The sequence below is a fragment of the Thermococcus celer Vu 13 = JCM 8558 genome (assembly GCF_002214365.1).
GTDB classification, from domain to species: domain Archaea; phylum Methanobacteriota_B; class Thermococci; order Thermococcales; family Thermococcaceae; genus Thermococcus; species Thermococcus celer.
Genome location: NZ_CP014854.1, coordinates 333,046 through 349,023 on the forward strand (window position 1 = coordinate 333,046; position 15,978 = coordinate 349,023).

The 15,978-nt window shown below is 56.0% G+C and carries 16 protein-coding genes; 12 read left to right on the plus strand and 4 right to left on the minus strand.

Annotation, left to right across the window (positions count from 1 at the left end):
* The first annotated feature begins 7 nt into the window (after positions 1-7).
* The 3 genes from A3L02_RS01890 (at position 8) to A3L02_RS01900 (ending at position 3,276) form a co-directional block, all read left to right on the plus strand.
* A complete protein-coding gene (locus A3L02_RS01890) occupies positions 8-1,009 on the plus strand; it encodes an archaeosortase/exosortase family protein (RefSeq protein WP_237268620.1) in 1,002 nt (333 codons plus the stop codon).
* A 551-nt stretch (positions 1,010-1,560) separates the two neighbouring features.
* Positions 1,561-2,550, plus strand: coding sequence for a DUF1616 domain-containing protein (locus tag A3L02_RS01895; RefSeq protein WP_088862360.1), 990 nt, complete (start codon positions 1,561-1,563; stop codon positions 2,548-2,550).
* A 126-nt stretch (positions 2,551-2,676) separates the two neighbouring features.
* Positions 2,677-3,276, plus strand: coding sequence for a TasA family protein (locus A3L02_RS01900; protein ID WP_088862361.1), 600 nt, complete (start codon positions 2,677-2,679; stop codon positions 3,274-3,276).
* A gap of 12 nt (positions 3,277-3,288) precedes the next feature.
* Here the strand turns inward: A3L02_RS01900 and A3L02_RS01905 are convergent, their stop codons facing one another.
* Positions 3,289-3,651, minus strand: a complete 363-nt coding sequence (locus A3L02_RS01905) for a DUF2283 domain-containing protein (RefSeq protein WP_088862362.1) — start codon at positions 3,649-3,651, stop codon at positions 3,289-3,291.
* Positions 3,641-3,961 (minus strand): DUF4258 domain-containing protein, encoded by a 321-nt coding sequence (locus A3L02_RS01910; RefSeq protein ID WP_088862363.1) that lies wholly within the window; start codon positions 3,959-3,961, stop codon positions 3,641-3,643. Before A3L02_RS01910 ends, A3L02_RS01905 begins: the two co-directional genes overlap by 11 nt.
* 121 nt (positions 3,962-4,082) lie before the next feature.
* Between A3L02_RS01910 and A3L02_RS01915 the strand changes: the two genes are divergently transcribed.
* The 7 genes from A3L02_RS01915 (at position 4,083) to cca (ending at position 12,548) form a co-directional block, all read left to right on the plus strand.
* On the plus strand, positions 4,083-4,898 hold the full coding sequence (locus A3L02_RS01915) for an HAD-IIA family hydrolase (RefSeq protein WP_088862364.1): 816 nt from the start codon (positions 4,083-4,085) through the stop codon (positions 4,896-4,898).
* On the plus strand, positions 4,895-5,329 hold the full coding sequence (locus A3L02_RS01920; RefSeq protein WP_088862365.1) for a ferritin family protein: 435 nt from the start codon (positions 4,895-4,897) through the stop codon (positions 5,327-5,329). Before A3L02_RS01915 ends, A3L02_RS01920 begins: the two co-directional genes overlap by 4 nt.
* Positions 5,330-5,519: 190 nt before the next feature.
* A complete protein-coding gene (locus A3L02_RS01925) occupies positions 5,520-9,560 on the plus strand; it encodes an adenosylcobalamin-dependent ribonucleoside-diphosphate reductase (protein WP_088862366.1) in 4,041 nt (1,346 codons plus the stop codon).
* A gap of 140 nt (positions 9,561-9,700) precedes the next feature.
* Entirely contained in the window at positions 9,701-10,162 is a 462-nt protein-coding gene (locus A3L02_RS01930; protein WP_088862367.1) for a phosphoribosyltransferase, read from the plus strand.
* A 115-nt stretch (positions 10,163-10,277) separates the two neighbouring features.
* Positions 10,278-10,571 (plus strand): hypothetical protein, encoded by a 294-nt coding sequence (locus A3L02_RS01935; RefSeq protein WP_088862368.1) that lies wholly within the window; start codon positions 10,278-10,280, stop codon positions 10,569-10,571.
* A 52-nt stretch (positions 10,572-10,623) separates the two neighbouring features.
* Positions 10,624-11,178 (plus strand): RNA 2',3'-cyclic phosphodiesterase, encoded by a 555-nt coding sequence (gene thpR, locus A3L02_RS01940; protein WP_088862369.1) that lies wholly within the window; start codon positions 10,624-10,626, stop codon positions 11,176-11,178.
* A gap of 5 nt (positions 11,179-11,183) precedes the next feature.
* Positions 11,184-12,548 (plus strand): CCA tRNA nucleotidyltransferase, encoded by a 1,365-nt coding sequence (gene cca, locus A3L02_RS01945; protein ID WP_088862370.1) that lies wholly within the window; start codon positions 11,184-11,186, stop codon positions 12,546-12,548.
* 6 nt (positions 12,549-12,554) lie between these two features.
* On the opposite strand, the gene A3L02_RS10155 is transcribed toward cca, so the two are convergent.
* Together A3L02_RS10155 and A3L02_RS01950 are read right to left on the minus strand one after the other, a co-directional pair.
* A complete protein-coding gene (locus A3L02_RS10155; protein ID WP_157895716.1) occupies positions 12,555-12,704 on the minus strand; it encodes a hypothetical protein in 150 nt (49 codons plus the stop codon).
* Between the two features lie 116 nt (positions 12,705-12,820).
* Positions 12,821-14,548: a glycoside hydrolase gene (locus tag A3L02_RS01950; RefSeq protein WP_088862371.1), complete on the minus strand. Its 1,728-nt coding sequence runs from the start codon at positions 14,546-14,548 to the stop codon at positions 12,821-12,823.
* A 126-nt stretch (positions 14,549-14,674) separates the two neighbouring features.
* On the opposite strand from A3L02_RS01950, the gene A3L02_RS01955 reads away from it, so the two are divergent.
* Both A3L02_RS01955 and A3L02_RS01960 read left to right on the plus strand, forming a co-directional pair.
* The gene (locus tag A3L02_RS01955; protein ID WP_054834503.1) at positions 14,675-14,983 is read left to right on the plus strand and encodes a phosphoheptose isomerase family protein; all 309 of its coding nucleotides are present in this window, start codon (positions 14,675-14,677) and stop codon (positions 14,981-14,983) included.
* Positions 14,984-15,135: 152 nt separating this feature from the next.
* Entirely contained in the window at positions 15,136-15,963 is an 828-nt protein-coding gene (locus A3L02_RS01960) for a DMT family transporter (protein WP_088862372.1), read from the plus strand.
* The last annotated feature ends 15 nt before the right edge of the window (positions 15,964-15,978 follow it).

Genomic DNA, 15,978 nt, shown 5'->3' on the forward strand with positions numbered 1-15,978 from the left:
TCGGTTTTTGATTTTTTCACTTGCCTTCACCGCTGTCATATTCGCGGTTTACAGAACTCCCGCCGTTCTGTACCTTGGATTGCTCTACTCGATGATGGTGGCATTCTCACGCGGGGGACTCGTGGAGAGAACGCTAAGGCTGGACGCTCAGGCCCTCGTTGGGGTTCTTTTAGTGGGAATCTCCCCGGTATTCCTGATCGTCCGATTTGGCGAGTACCCGAGTCCCGCGACATTTCATGCGCTGGTTCTAATAGGGGTATCACTTCTGCTCTTCGAGGTGAAGAGCACAGCGCTACCGAACTCAATCGCGCTCTTCGAAATGTCTTTAGCTGCGGCCGTCAGAATGGAGATTGTAGAGAGGATGATAGCCAGAACGAGCGACATCTTCGTCGGGGCCACCTCCCACCTCGTGCGCTGGATGGTGGATCTATCCGGCATCCCAATCAAGGTTCAGGGCAACACGGCGGTGGTGAGGAACAGCATCATCGTGATAGGGTCCGGTTGTTCGGGACTCGACGCCTTTGTGCTCTACCTCCTGGCCTCCACGCTCCTGATACTCCTGAGGAAATCGGGAAGAGAGGAGGCGGCGCTTCTCCTCCTGGGTGCCGTCGGGATAATCCCCCTGAACGCCCTCAGAATATTCACGCTCCTCGTCGTAGGCTACCACAGCGGGATCCCCTTCCTCGAGCTCTTCCACTCCCACCTCGGCGACCTGCCCCATCGCCACGTTGCCGCTGAAGAACGGAACTTGGGAAACATGAATGTCCGCATAGTAGTCAACGTGCCCATCCTGGACATCGTTCCATGTGTTGCCCGAGACGTCCGTCATGGCGTCGAGCACGTCACTTCCTCCAAGCTCCCAGGCTTCGTTATTAGTCTGATTAACCCTCACCACTCCGAGCGCAACCCGTATGAAGCCATCCCCCAGAGATCCGAGCTCATCCTTCTTGATCCTTACCTCAACTGCATTGTGAGTGGTCGAGGCGGCGAATTCATCAGCGGAAGTTGAGATATCGTTCCATATTCCATTGAGGAGATCGAGTCCGTAGTACCTCGTTCCGTCCCCACCCTGAACCTTAACCCACGTGTCATCTGAACTTGAAGCGCTGAAGTTGGCGAGGTTAATGGTCAGCTGACGCTCCCAGTAAGCGCTGGAGTTTAGCTCTGTCTCCGCGTGGTAGGCAAAGTAATGAATTCCAGTGCCGTCATGGTCTGTGTCTATGGTTATCATGGATCCCCATCCACGGTTATGGAGTGAGCACTAACCAGCCCAACCACTCCCCCAAGCACCAGCAAACTTAGGAGCAGGACGATCACCCTCCTCATGGTACTCCCCCGGGATAGCCACATACTAAGGTTTGCAGCGAATCCGTTATTGGACTTCAGGTGTATGTATCACTCACAGAGATATGCATATTTTAGCGTATAAAGATTTCCGGGAAATTGAAAGCCAAGCTAAGGCCATCTCCCATTATACCGAACTTTCTTAACCTATGGCCCCTCCAGACAATATCACAACCGTTTTAAGCCTTCCAGCTCATACCCAATGAAGGTGATGAAATGGACCTGAAAAGGCACTGGGATCTGCTCACGATAATCGCTCTCTCACTCCTCCTGGACCTTCTCATCGCCCTCTATCCAGACAGCATCCTGAGAAAAGCCCTCGGCCTGGCCTTCGTCCTCTTCTTCCCGGGTTACGTCTTCGTGACGGCCCTCTTCCCCAACAGACCGGAACTCGACAACCTCGAGCGGCTGGCCCTGAGCTTCGGGCTGAGCATAGCGATAGTCCCGCTGATAGGCCTCGGCCTCAACTACACGCCCTGGGGGATACGGCTCCTCCCGATACTCGTCAGCCTCACGGTCTTCAACATCGTCCTTGCCATCGCCGCCATCTACCGCCGTTCGAAAGCGTTCGATCCGTGGATCCCCTGGATAACGCTGGAAAAAATAAAGGAAGAGCTCGAGTGGGAAAAGGCGAGCAAACTCGATAAGGCTTTGATGGTGATCCTCATCATCGCCATCCTGACCTCCATCGGAACCCTAACCTATATCATCACCCATCCCAAGCCCGGAGAGGCGTTCACGGAGTTCTACATCCTCGGCCCGAACGGGAAGGCCGCCGATTACCCGACGGACCTCAAGGTTGGGGAAAACGGGACGGTCATAATCGGGATAGTCAACCACGAGCACAGGAACGTAACTTACTATGTCCAGGTCTGGCTGGTGAACCTAACTTGGGACAACGAGACCAACACCACGCTGATCCACGGGATGTACCCGATGCCAGGCTGGTTCAACGTGACGCTACCGCCGGTTCCCGTAAACATAGAGGGCAACTGGACGCCGCAGTTCGAGAGGAACTACACCTTCAGCATCGATAGGCCTGGCAAATGGCAGGTCTGGTTCCTCCTCTTCAAGGACACACAGCCGGAGCTTCCGCCGGCCCCACCGGACGGAAACTACGCGGAAACGGATGCGAGGAACCTCATCCTCGAGGCGGTAAACGGAACGATCCAGAGCCTCAAGCTCAACGTGAACGTGAGGCCTTGATCCTTTCATATTGTTTGGGTTGTAAAATTATTCTTACGCCCCTATCCAGATATTACTTGAGCCAATAGAAAAATTTATAAGCGTTCACACCGCAATTCCCCTGCCTACTATAATGGGTGGTGCTGTATGAGATATGGGGAAGTTGTGGCGATAGGTGTTCTCGCGGCCCTGCTGGTGCTGGCGGGTCCGGCCAGGTCCATCTTTACCGACGTTGCGCACTCCAACGACAACGAGTTCGGCTCGGGCGAATTTGACATAGCCGTAAGCAAGGACGGAAGCAGATTCTACAACGACATCAAGCTTTTCGAGTTCTCCAACCTGAAACCCGGCGACGAGAGGACGTTCACCTTTTACATCAAGAACCGCGGTGACGTCGACGTCTCCAGGATGACCATGACCCTCAACATCAAAGACCTCGAGGAGAGCGAGATGAGTCCGGCCGAGAAGGCCGTCGACAACACCACCGACGTCGGGGAGCTGAGCAAGTACCTTGTAGTGAACGAGCTGAGGGTGCATCTCGGAGACCAGTCCTGGACCGTCGATTCCACGAAGGGGAGGACCCTAAGCGAACTGAGCGGAGTGGAAATAGGGCTCCTCAATGGGCAACAACTCAAAGCCGGCGAGGTTCTGGAGGTCGAGGTGACGGTGAGGTTCTCGGAGAAGGCCGGCAACGAGTGTCAAACTGACAAAACCATCGTCGATATGGAACTCAACGCGGAGCAGTGAACTTTTAGTTTCTTAAATCATTGCATTCAACGGGGGAAGCCCCTGATTACTGGCCAGGAATTCCATTCTATCCTCCTTCCTTTTTCCCCTTTGGAGAACCCGGATAAAAACTGATACGACTATCTCCTTCTTTCCGATTTTGATCTCGGCGTGAAGTTCCTGAACGCCCCGGGAAAGCAGATATGGGCTGATCTTGAATTTTTTAGAGGCATCCAGTATCTCAAGACCGATAACTCCAGGCTTGGAGTTAATCCTACCCATATCAAGAATTATATCATCCAGCTGGACGGAGCTTTCGTATTCCCCCTCGGGGATCCTCACAAAGAGGGAATCCCCCAGCGGGTCGTAATCGATTATCTTCACATTATTTTCCATCTTCCCTCATCCTCCGTCTCTTCTCCTGCAGGTACGCTGTTATTAGAGTCAGGCGGACTTTACTTTTAAACTGTCGGGCTTTAACCACGATCACTAAATCCTTGTCTCCGTCTAACGAATAATAAAGGAGGAACTTCTCCCCGATCTCATCCTGCTGAATTATCCCCACGATCCCCTGGGGATTAGTGAACACCCTTCGTATCCAGTCGTGGGGAATATCCCTGCCAGCCAGGCGATTTTGAAAATGAACGGTTTCTATGAACTCAACGTTCTTTGAATGGATGAGTTTCATGAGCTGATAGGGATTCATCCGCCCTCACTACGTTCATCAGAGAAGAATCTTAAAAAAGTTACGGGAAGAGGATTTGCTTTTATCTCGCTTGGATATACCCCAACAGTGAACTTTTAAACCCCCCTTCAATTCTTTCTCCATGGCGGGAAGAATCGGCATCATCTTCGACATGGACGGCGTCCTCTACCGGGGAAGCGAGCCGGTCGAGGGGGCGAGGGAGCTCGTAAGGTTCCTCAAAGAAAATGGAATTCCTTTCATCTTCCTCACCAACAACTCCACCAAGGACCCGGCAATGTACCGGGAAAAGCTACTCTCGATGGGCATCGACGTTCCGGAGGAGGCCATAGTCACCTCGGGTCTGGCCACGAGGCTGTACATGGAGGGGCACTTCGAACCCGGGAAGGTCTTCGTGGTCGGCGGGAAAGGGCTCCGCATGGAGATGGAGAGACTGGGCTGGGGTGTAATCGACGTCGATGGGGCCAGAAACGGCCTTTGGAGGGAGGTGAAGTACGTCGTCGTGGGTCTCGACCCCGATTTAACCTACGAAAAGCTCAAGTACGCGGCGCTGGCGATAAGGGACGGGGCGAAGTTCATAGGCACGAACCCCGACACCACGTATCCGGCCGAGGAAGGGCTCTACCCAGGAGCCGGTTCAATAATAGCCGCCCTGAAGGCCTCGACCGGAGTTGAACCCCTGATAATCGGCAAGCCCAACGAACCGGCCTACGAGGTGGCCAAGGGCAAGCTCGATGCAGAGGAGGTCTGGATGGTCGGGGACAGGCTGGACACGGACATAGCCTTCGCCAGGCGCTTCGGCATGAAGGCGATACTGGTCCTGACCGGTGTGAGCACCCTGAAGGACGTTGAGGAAACCGGGATAAAGCCCGATCTCGCGCTGCCGAGCGTCAGGGAGCTCCTCGACTACCTAAAGGTGACACTGGGGGCCCCTAAATGAAACTCGAGGAGCTCCTTGAGAGGCTGATATGGCAGGAGAACGAGCTTTACAACCTCCACAAGCTCGGCGAGACCTTCGCGGCCTTCGAGAAGCCGAAACTCGTTGAGACCTTCCAGCTGATGGCGGAGGAGGAGCTGAGGCATCGAAAAACCCTCGAAGGGATGCTCTCAGGGGGAATCCTGGAGAAAACCGCGGTCATAGACTACCTCGAGAGCCTCTCCCTCGAGCCCATGCTGGGCGATGAGCGGGCGGAGCCGAAGAGCCTCGAGGAGCTGATCCTCGAAGCCCTCGTGAGAGAGAAGCACGCCTACGAGCTCTACACGAGGCTCGCCGGTATCCTGGACGGTTCCCTCAAGCACATCTTCAAGATGATGGCCGGAGAGGAGCTCAAACACGCCTACCGGCTCAGGATAATCTACGAGGCCCTTTGACGTTGAGATAAATTATCGGACATCCGCCTTTTTTATCCGGTTACCCTCAAGGCAAAGTTTAGGGCACGTATTCGTCATCTCGGCGACTCGGATAGGGGTAAGGTATATGTAGGAGTGGTCGGCATGGATTCTTACTGATGCTTTTACCAACAATGGCAACTATAAATAACTATATGTCAGAGGTGTTAATATGGCAGTTGAAAAAGTGATGAAAAGGGACGGCAGAATTGTGCCGTTCGATAAAGAACGTATAAAGTGGGCCGTACAGAGGGCAATGCTCGAGGTCGGCGTCCGCGACGAGAAGCTCCTCAACCGGGTTGTTAGGAGGGTGGTAAGAAGGATCAACGAACTCTACGACGGCCAGGTTCCCCACATAGAGAACATTCAGGACGTGGTTGAGCTGGAGCTCATGCGCGCCGGGCTCTTCGACGTCGCGAAGGCCTACATCCTCTACCGCAAGAAGAAGGCAGAGATAAGAGAGGAGAAAAAGAAGATACTCAACAAGGACAAACTGGACGAGATAGATAAGCGCTTCTCCATCAATGCCCTCCGCGTCCTGGCTTCCCGCTACCTGATAAGGAACGAGAACGGGGAGATAGTTGAGAGCCCCAGGGAGCTCTTCGAGCGCGTCGCCCTTCTCTCGGTCATCCCCGATGTTCTCTACGATGAGAGGGTATTTGATAGGGAAGGAAACCACAGGCAGGATCTTAGGGGGCTGGAGGATTACCTGAAAGCCCTCGGCGAGTACGACGGAAGACTCTCCATCGGGAGGTTCAAACTCAACAGGTACCACTTCGAAAGGCTCCTCAACCTCTACCGTGAGCTGGCGGAGAAGGGCCAGATGAAGGTACCAATCGACGACCTGATAAGGATGCTCGAAAACGGCGCCTTCGACGACTACGAATCGGAGGTCGAGGAGTACTTCAGGCTCATGACGAACCAAGTCTTCATGCCGAACACCCCGGCTTTAATCAACTCGGGCAGGCCGCTCGGGATGCTCTCCGCGTGCTTCGTCGTTCCGATAGAGGATGACATGGAGAGCATAATGAAGGCGGCGCACGACGTAGCCATGATACAGAAGATGGGAGGAGGTACCGGCCTCAATTTCTCAAAACTCCGCCCCGAGGGCGATTTCGTCGGCTCTACCGCCGGAGCTGCATGCTTCACAGGGGACACGAGGATATTAACCGAAAAAGGGTTCATACCGATTGAGGAACTCGTAAAAACCGACCAGTCACCGAGGATAATCACCCATGAGGGGCCCAAAGAAATCGTGGAGAAATACAACAACGGCGAGATGGAAGTCTTTAGGGTGGTCACCCAGGAGGGATACGAGGTCAAGGTTACCAAGGAGCACAAGTTCCTGGTCTTTGACGATAAGGGCAACCCCGTCCTCAGGCCCCTGATGGAACTAAGAGAAGGAGACCTTATCTACATCCTGGCTCCGGACGACTTTAACGCCCCATACCAGGAACTCAACACGAACGTTGAGCTGAAGGCCAAAGGCTACGACGTCAAACTGCCAAAACTCCTCGATGAGAGGCTTGCGTATCTCCTCGGCATAATATACGCGGACGGGCATATAAGGCACCGCTACGAGAACGGCAGGGGGGAAAACTCCAAGATCGAGATATACCTAAACGTCAGCGAGGGGGACATAAAGGAGAAGGTGAAGGGGTACTTTGTTGAGCTATTTGGAATTGAACCCAGGGAGTTCATCAGGGAAGGGCAACACAAGATCACCCTCGTCGTACCCTCCACAAAGATCGTGAGATTCCTCGAACTGAATAACCTGAGCAAAGACAAATCCGAGAACATAACGGTTCCCGAATTGATCTTCCGCAGTAAACCGAGTGTCATGGCCGCGTTCTTGGCGGGTTTCTTTGATGGGAACGGCAGCGTGGACCAGCACTACAGAATCGCCCTGAAATCGATTTCAAGGGAGTTCATCAAAGGGGCCCAGCTCCTCTTCATGGCGCTCGGGATAATCACGAACATCCAGGAGTACACCCCACCGGAAGATACCCACAGGAAGGTTTACACCCTCAGGATTCAGACGAGGGATATGAAGATAAGGGCATTCGAGAAACTGGTCGAGTCGGTTAAACTCAACGGGATCAAGGAAAACGCCCTAAAGCACCTAAGCGAAAACGGAAAGAACAGAAAGTATTCCTTCCCGTTTAACGTTATCCACAAGATCAAGGACCCCAGGATCCGGGCCAGGATTCAGAGGGATTACAAGATACCATCTTACAACTCGGAGGTCACGCACAGGGCGTTTATACGCAGGATCCTTGAGCTAAGGGAGGAACTTGGTCTTGACGAGGAAGAGGTTGAGTACTTCAGCATGTTATCCAGGCTTTATCCGGTGGAAATATCAAAGATAGAGCCCCTCGGAGTCAGGAAGGTCTACGATATTCAGGTCGAGGGCGTTCACCTTCTCACGGGAAACGGCATCTACACGTCCAACAGCGGCCCAGTGTCCTTCATGCACCTCATAGACGCGGTGAGCGACGTCATCAAGCAGGGCGGCGTAAGGCGCGGGGCGAACATGGGGATTCTCGAGGTGTGGCACCCCGACGTCGAGAAGTTCGTCCACGCGAAGGAGAAGAACGTCGGAACCAACGTGCTCAGCAACTTCAACATCAGCGTTGGCATCTGGGAGGACTTCTGGGAGGCTTTGAAGGAAGGGAAGCGCTATCCGCTCGTCAACCCGAGAACGGGCGAGAAGGTCAAGGAGATAGACCCCAGGAGCCTCTTCGAGGAGCTCGCCTACATGGCCTGGGCGAAGGCCGATCCGGGCGTGGTGTTCTTCGACGTCATCAACCGGAGGAACGTCCTGGAGCCCGCGAAGGGCGAGAAGATCCGCGCAACCAACCCATGCGGTGAAGAGCCGCTCTACGAGTACGAATCGTGCAACTTAGCGAGCATAAACCTCGCGAAGTTCGTGAAGTACGATGAGAACGGCGAGCCCTACTTCGACTGGGACGAGTACGCCTACGTGATCGGGAAGGTGGCGAAGTATCTCGACAACGCCATAGACGTCAACCGCTTCCCCCTGCCGGAGATAGACCGCAACACGAAGCTGACGAGGAGGATAGGCGTCGGCATGATGGGCCTGGCGGACGCGCTCTTCAAGCTCGGCATCCCCTACAACAGCAAGGAGGGCTTCGAATTCATGAGAAAGGCCACCGAGTACCTCACCTTCTACGCCTACAGGTACTCCGTCGAGGCCGCCAAAAAGCGCGGGCCGTTCCCGCTCTACGAGAAGAGCAAATACCCGCAGGGTGAACTGCCCGTAGAGGGCTTCTACCACAGGGAGGTATGGAACCTGCCCTGGGACGAGCTCGTCGAGGACATCAAGAGGTATGGAGTAAGGAACGCGATGGTGACGACCTGCCCGCCCACCGGAAGCGTCTCGATGATAGCCGACACCTCCAGCGGAATCGAGCCCATATTCGCGCTCGCCTACAAGAAGAGCGTCACCGTCGGCGAGTTCTACTACGTCGACCCGGTCTTCGAGGCCGAGCTAAAGAAGAGGGGGCTCTACAGCGACGAGCTGCTCAAGAAGATAAGCGACAACTACGGTTCCATCCAGGGGCTTGAGGAGGTTCCCGAGGATCTCCAGCGCGTCTTCGTCACCTCGATGGACATCCACTGGCTCGATCACATCCTGGCCCAGGCGAACATCCAGCTCTGGCTGACCGATTCCGCCAGCAAGACCATAAACATGCCTAACGACGCGACGGTGGAGGACGTCAAGGCCGCCTACATACTCGCCCACAAGCTCGGCTGCAAGGGCGTAACGGTCTACCGCGACGGTTCGCTCTCGGTGCAGGTCTACAGCGTGGAGGGCGAGAAGAAACAGCGCGTCAAGGCCAAGCCGAGCGAGTACGCGGCCGAGAAGCTCAGGGCGGTGGTGGAGGCCGAGCCCTGGCTGGCCAGGTTCATAGACGTCGAGGCCATCCTCAACGGCACCAACGGGAAGGACAAGGGCAAAAACGCCGGCTTAACCTTTTCGATAAGCACGCCCGCCGCGGCAAAACCGATGCACGAGCATCCCCACCACGCCGAGAAGCCCGATATCCCTAAGGAGAAGATTGAGGAGCTCCTCGGGGTGGCCTACTGCCCGGTCTGCTACGAGAGGGACGGGGAACTCGTCGAGCTGAGGATGGAGAGCGGCTGCGCCACCTGCCCGCGCTGCGGCTGGAGCAAGTGCGTGATAAGCTGATTCTCTTCTTTACGTTCCCCATCTTTTCTTTGACATATCTCTGTCAAGATAGGCTTTTTAAGTCCTGGAGTTTAACTTCCACCCATCAGCCAAAGCCTTAAGTTATCACCCTCAAACTCACGCTATTCGGAGGTGTTGGAATGGACAAGATCTACCTCACCTGGTGGCAGGTGGACAGGGCGATATTCGCGCTCGCCGATCACCTGAGGGAGTACGGGCCGGACGTGATAGTTGGCGTCGCGAGGGGCGGCCTGATTCCGGCCGTTAGGCTCAGCCACGTGCTCGGCGACGTCGAGGTCAGGGTCATAGACGTGAAGTTCTACAAGGACATCGAGGAGAGGATGGAGAGGCCGGTGATAACGATCCCGCTCCACGGTTCGCTCGAGGGAAAGAGGGTCGTCGTGGTCGATGACGTCAGCGACACGGGGAAGACCCTCGAGGTCGTCATAGACGAGGTTCGGAAAAAGGGGGCGAGCGACGTCAAGGTCGCCTGCCTCAGCATGAAGCCCTGGACGAAGGTCGTTCCCGACTTCTACGTCTTCAGGACGGACAAGTGGGTGGTCTTCCCCTGGGAGGAGTTCCCGGTCGTTGTTAGGGAGTGAGCTTTCCTTTTTTCCTTCGTGGTTGCATGGTCATGCAACGCCCTTACTCGGATTTCTTTTGGATGGTTCTAACTCCAAAACCCAACTCCGAATAAGTTTATGCTCTCGGAGAGAAATGTTCGTTTACTTCCTCTTTCTTTTTGCACTGGCATTCATGGACTTCCCGCGGGAGGTCAACCGCCAGTGGATGTGGGTTCAAATAGGCGGGACAGTTTTCATGTTCGTGCTCGGTGGGTACTTCGATGGAAACGTTCCGAAGGGTGAAATGATAGCGGTGGGGGTCTACACCCTCCTGTGGCTGGCTCTGTCGTTCCCCATCCATCTGGAGCGGATGTACTTCTCGTTACCGGGCCTCCTCATCGAGCTAATCGTGGTGCTCCTCGTTGAAAAGTTCCCCGGAGTGCGTTGAGAAGACACGAAACCCCTTTAACCCCCCACCCCAACCTTTTTTCGGTGGTGCCATGAGGGCGTTCATAGCTATAGACGTTAGCGACGAGGTCCGCGACAACCTCGTCAGGGCCCAGGAGAGGATCGGGAACAGGGCCGCGAGGATAAAGTTCGTTGAGAGGGAGAACTTCCACGTAACCCTCAAGTTCCTCGGGGAGATAGACGACGCCCAAGCGGAGGAGGTCAAGGAGGCTTTGAAGGAGATCGCCAAGAAACACAGGAAGCACAGCGCGAGGGTCAGAGGGATAGGCGTCTTCCCGAACCCGAACTACGTCCGCGTGATCTGGGCCGGGGTGGAGAACGACGAGGGGATAAGGGCGATAGCGAGGGACGTCGAGAGGGAGATGAGGAGGCTGGGCTTCAAGAAGGACAAGGACTTCGTGGCACACATAACCATCGGCCGCGTCAAGTTCGTGAGGGACAAGCTCGAGCTCGCCATGGCCCTCAAGGAGCTCGCGAACGAGGACTTCGGTGAGTTCGAAGTTAACGCCATAGAGCTGAAGAAGAGCACGTTAACGCCGAAGGGACCGGTTTACGAAACGGTGGCGAGGTTCGAACTGACGGAGTGATCGTGATGGACGTCGAGGCCGTTATCGCGGAAGTTCTTCCTCGGATACGACCAACCGATGAGGAGAGGGCCTTCGTTGAAGGGCTGATGGAGGAGCTTAAAATCATCGCGGAGGAGACCATCGAGGGGATGGGCCTCGACGCTAAGCCGTATTTCGTCGGCTCGCTCGCTAAGGACACCTACCTGGCGGGGGACCACGACGCAGACCTCTTCCTTGCGTTCCCGCTCGACGTTCCGCTCGAGGAGCTCAGGGAGACCGGTTTAAAACTCGGGAGGGCAATAGCGGAGAGGCTCGATTCCTATGAGGTGGCCTACGCCGAGCACCCCTACGTGCGGGCGAGCTACAGGGGTGTCAGCGTTGACCTCGTCCCGTGCTACGACGTGAAAAGCTGGAGGGATGTGAAAACCGCCGTGGACCGCTCGATACTCCACACGGGGTGGGTTCTCGAAAACCTCAACGGAAGGAACGACGAGGTCCGGCTCCTCAAGAGGTTCCTCAAGGGGATCAACGCGTACGGCAGCGAGATACACGTGCGCGGGTTCTCGGGCTACCTCGCCGAGATTCTAATCATAGAACACGGCTCCTTCCTCGAGGTTCTCGGGAAAGCGGACTTCATGCTGAGGCGGAAGATAATCGACCCCGGGAACTGGCTAAAGAGAGAGTACGAAATCGCCATGAAAACCGTGAGAAGGGAGATCGATGCTGACAGGCCCCTTATAGTCATGGACCCCGTCGACCCGAGGCGGAACGTCGCCGCCAACCTTGGCTGGGAGAGGTACGGGGTTTTCTACTTCAAGGTGCGAGAGTTCATGGAGGAGCCCTCCGTAAGGTTCTTCTTCCCGGAAAGACCAAAAGCCGGGAACTACCTCGCCGAACTGAGGAGGAAGGGGACCCACCTCGTGACGTTACTCTTCGACGCACCCGGGATGATAGACGACCTCCTCATCCCCCAGCTTGAGAGGAGCGCGAGGGGCTTTGAGAGGGCCCTCTCCCGGGAGGGCTTCCGGGTTCTGGGGTGGGACGTCGGGAGGAAAGGGAAAGCCTTCATCATGCTCGAACTCGACAGGCGGGAACGGGAGAGGGTGGTGATAAAACCCGGCCCTGAGTTCTTCACGGTGAACGGGAGGGACTTCTACAGAAAGAACGGGCGGGTGTGGCTTAAGGGAAAGAGGCTGTTCGCGGAGAAGGCCGTAAAGGAGAACGTCGTGGACGTTATAGCCGAACTCCTGGAGAAAAATGGTGTGGCCCTCGGGAAGAACCTGCGAGCAAGCGTCAGAAACGCCGATGTTCTGTTAGACTACGTCCCGAAGGAGCTGGAGGACGAGGCCTACATCTTCGTGAGCAGGGAGAAGTGGAATCTGAAGGGGTGAATATGTTCAACGGAGGGACTCCCTTCCGATCCCCTTCCTCCCGGCGTCTTCGAGTATGCGCTTTATCCTGATGCATTCCTTCCCGCCGAGTTTGGTGGGCAGGTACATCCATGGAGACCACTTCTCGCAGGAATCGTCCCGACTTCTCTCCGCCACTCCATCACCCCCACCTGACGAGCGGGACACAGGTATGCCCTGTAATATAGTCACTATCACTTTTAAGCATTAGGCCAACAAAATTAAGAAACCTAACGTATGGAAGGGCTGAATTTTCATAACCTGTGCTCGCACCATTCGCGGTTCTCCCACTCGCCGTGAACTTCCCCCGGGATGTGTCCGGTGTCCGCCACAGCCCACTCGAAGTTGTAGGGCCCGATTAGGCCCCTTAGCTCGCCCTTAAGGTCCCGCTCTCCAACGTAAAGGGCCGCCCTCGTCACGACGTTGTAGCCGCTGGTGGGAACCTCTGACTTCAACGCCTCGAGCCACGCCTCTTCCTTCGTCTCCCATCCCTCCATTGAGGGCATCGTCCCGAGGCCCCAGAGGTGGTACAGCCTATCGAAGTTGAGGAGCCTGAGGTAAGACTCGATGAAGAGGCTCTGGAGCTCGTCCCCCTCGAAGTACTCCATCAGCTCGATGAGGGCCTTCGCCATGACGGAGACGTTGCCGAAGGCCACGCGCGTGTCAAGGTTCTCCCAGAAGCGCGGGCAGGAGTGGTTCGATAGGAGCATCAGGTAGTAAACCCTGCCGAGCCTCAAGGCGTCTCTGTTGCCCGCGGCCGGTTCAAGGACGTAGTTGAGGGACGTTTCCATTCCGAAGTAATCGTAGTAGTCCCTGAAGAAGACCCTCGCGTAGCGGACGAGGAACTCCTCCGCATCCGCGTTGAGCTCCTTGAGTCCCTTCAAAACTCCAAGTCTAACGGCCCTGTTCAGCTCCGCGAATAGGCGCGTGAAGGCGGCCTTCCAGAGCTGGGAGACCCTTCTGCCCTTCACCTCCCTCGCGAAGACCCTTCCGTCGGTTCTCCGGTAGCCCAGCCACCTCGCGTCGCTCGTCTTTCCGTCCGTGCTCAGGTCGAAGTAGTCGCTCCATGAGGAGTAGTCCTTGACCCCCATCCCGAAGGAGCACTCGCCCTCGAGGCGTTTGAACCCGCCGGAGAGCTTTTTCCTCACGAACTCCATGGCCGAAACCCTCTCGACGCCCTCCCGCTCGAGCCCGTCCATCCAGCCGGCGAAGCGGTCGAGCTGGGCCGGGTTGCCGAGGAGGCTCTCGAGGTCGCTGGCGGTGAATAGGAGGTAGGGAACCCCGAGTTGCTCCTTGTAGTCATCGCGGTAGGAGAGCGTGGCCGAAACAAGACCGGGCACGTCGAGGGTGTTGAAGGCAAAGGCGTCGCTTATCCGCCACTCCCTGCCGAAGACGAAGGAGTCTCCGTAGCGGTTGCAGGAGTGCTTGGCCTGGGGGAGGTCGTAGAGAAGCTGTCTCTCGTCGAGGAGGAAGACGAGCTTTTTCCCCGTTGAGGACTCCACGATTCTGGCGCTTTTCCGGGTTATCACCGCCTCGGGGAGCCAGTAGCCAATTACATTCCTGTCCTCGATCAGCGGGGCGTAGAAGTCGAAGGAGACCTTAGCGAGAATCCCCTGCTCGAATTCGTCGAGGTGGGGAACTATCGGGTGGAATGGAGTAGTCGGCACGGCGTCGAACCTTTGAAGGAGCTCAACCGCGTCCTCGAAGGCGCGTTTGTGATAGCGGAGGAGCATTAGGAAGGTGAAGGGCTCGATGTCCACGCTGACCCCCTTCATGCGCGAGAGCGTGTCCGCGATGTGCTCGTAGGAGTAGAGCATCGCCCTCGTCCAGTTCTCACCTTTGACCTCCTCCCCCCGGATCTTCACGGCGACGGGACTTCTCCTCTCCTCGTACTCTACCGGCCTGCTCCCGTCACCGTCGTGGACGTGAACTATATCGCCCGGCTGGTAGGCGTGGAAGTGGTGAGCGTACTTCATGAACATCTTTATTCACCGCTGGTGATACATCCCCGTCCCTTATCTAAGTTTCGCAGGAAAAGAAGGGCATCTTTACCCATAAATGCCCGATAGGTTAATAAAGGTGTGCATCCAAATCACGACGGTGGAATGATGGAGCGCGAACTCAGGAGAATTCTGGGTGAGGAGCTGGCCAACTACCTCGAGCTCATGAGGGCAAAGGTGGCCTTCGCCGAGGAGCTCTACGGGATAAAGATGAACTACGTGCCGCTCATCACGGAAGGCGATATAGTCGTCCTCGACAAGAACGATGGAAAGGTCAAATGGCTCAAAACCAAAAGACCGCTCACCACGGAGGAGTTTCGGGCACTGGCGGATAGGATAAAGGAGAACCTCGAGAGCGGTTTCGTCGAGATGCTCCTCGCGATGAACATGGAGTGCGTCAACGGGCCTGGTGAGTAATTCAAGTTACGACATCGCATCCCAGAATGGGCCCACGGGTCTTCACGAGGGCGGCGTTTCGTTTCTGATTGACCGCCTTGAGGCGGCCCTCGGTAATCTTGGAGGTAGCTCCGGGGGTAGTCCTTATAAATCCCCGGGGCTCATGTGGCGTGATGGACCGCTCGGAACTCATACTGCTCGGCATCACGGCGATATGGGGCTCCACGTTCCCGGCGATGAAGGTTAGCCTCGACTATCTGCCGCCGATACTCTTCTTAGCCTACCGCTTCGGCGTCGCCTCCCTCCTCATGCTCCTGCTCTTCAGATCGAGGATCCTTCGGAGGGAAACCCTGAGGGAGGGCTTTCTCCTCGGGCTCACCCTCTTCTTCGGCCACGGCTTCCAGATAGTCGGCCTCAAGTACACGACGGCGTCCAACTCCGCCTTCATCACCTCGCTCTACGTCGTCTTCACGCCCTTCATCGCCTACCTCCTGCTCGGGGAGAAACTCAAGCCGAGGGACCTTCTTTCGCTCGCGATAGCCCTAACAGGCCTCTATCTAATCTCCGGGGCCACTTTAAACTTCAACCGTGGCGATCTGCTCACGGTCCTCTGCGCCATCAGCTTCGCCTTCCAGATAGTCCTCGTCCAGCGCTTCGGCGAGAAGGATTACCTCAGCCTGTCCTTCTGGCAGATAACGTGGAACTTCGTCTTTTCGCTGGTCTTTGCGGCCCTATTTGAGCCGTTCACCCTTCCCCACGCCCCGCTTCCCTGGGTCGGGGTGCTGTACACGGCAATCTTCGCCACCGTGCTGACGTTCACCCTTCAGGTAAAGTACCAGCGGAACACCAACGCGCACAGGGCGGCGCTGATATACTCGGCCGAGCCGATATTCGGCTACGTAACGTCGTTCCTAACGATAGGGGAGGTCCTAAGCGCCAAGGGCTACCTCGGAGCGTTCCTGATACTGGTGGGAATATGGAACGAGATACGAAAACAATAGAGAAATAATGGAAGA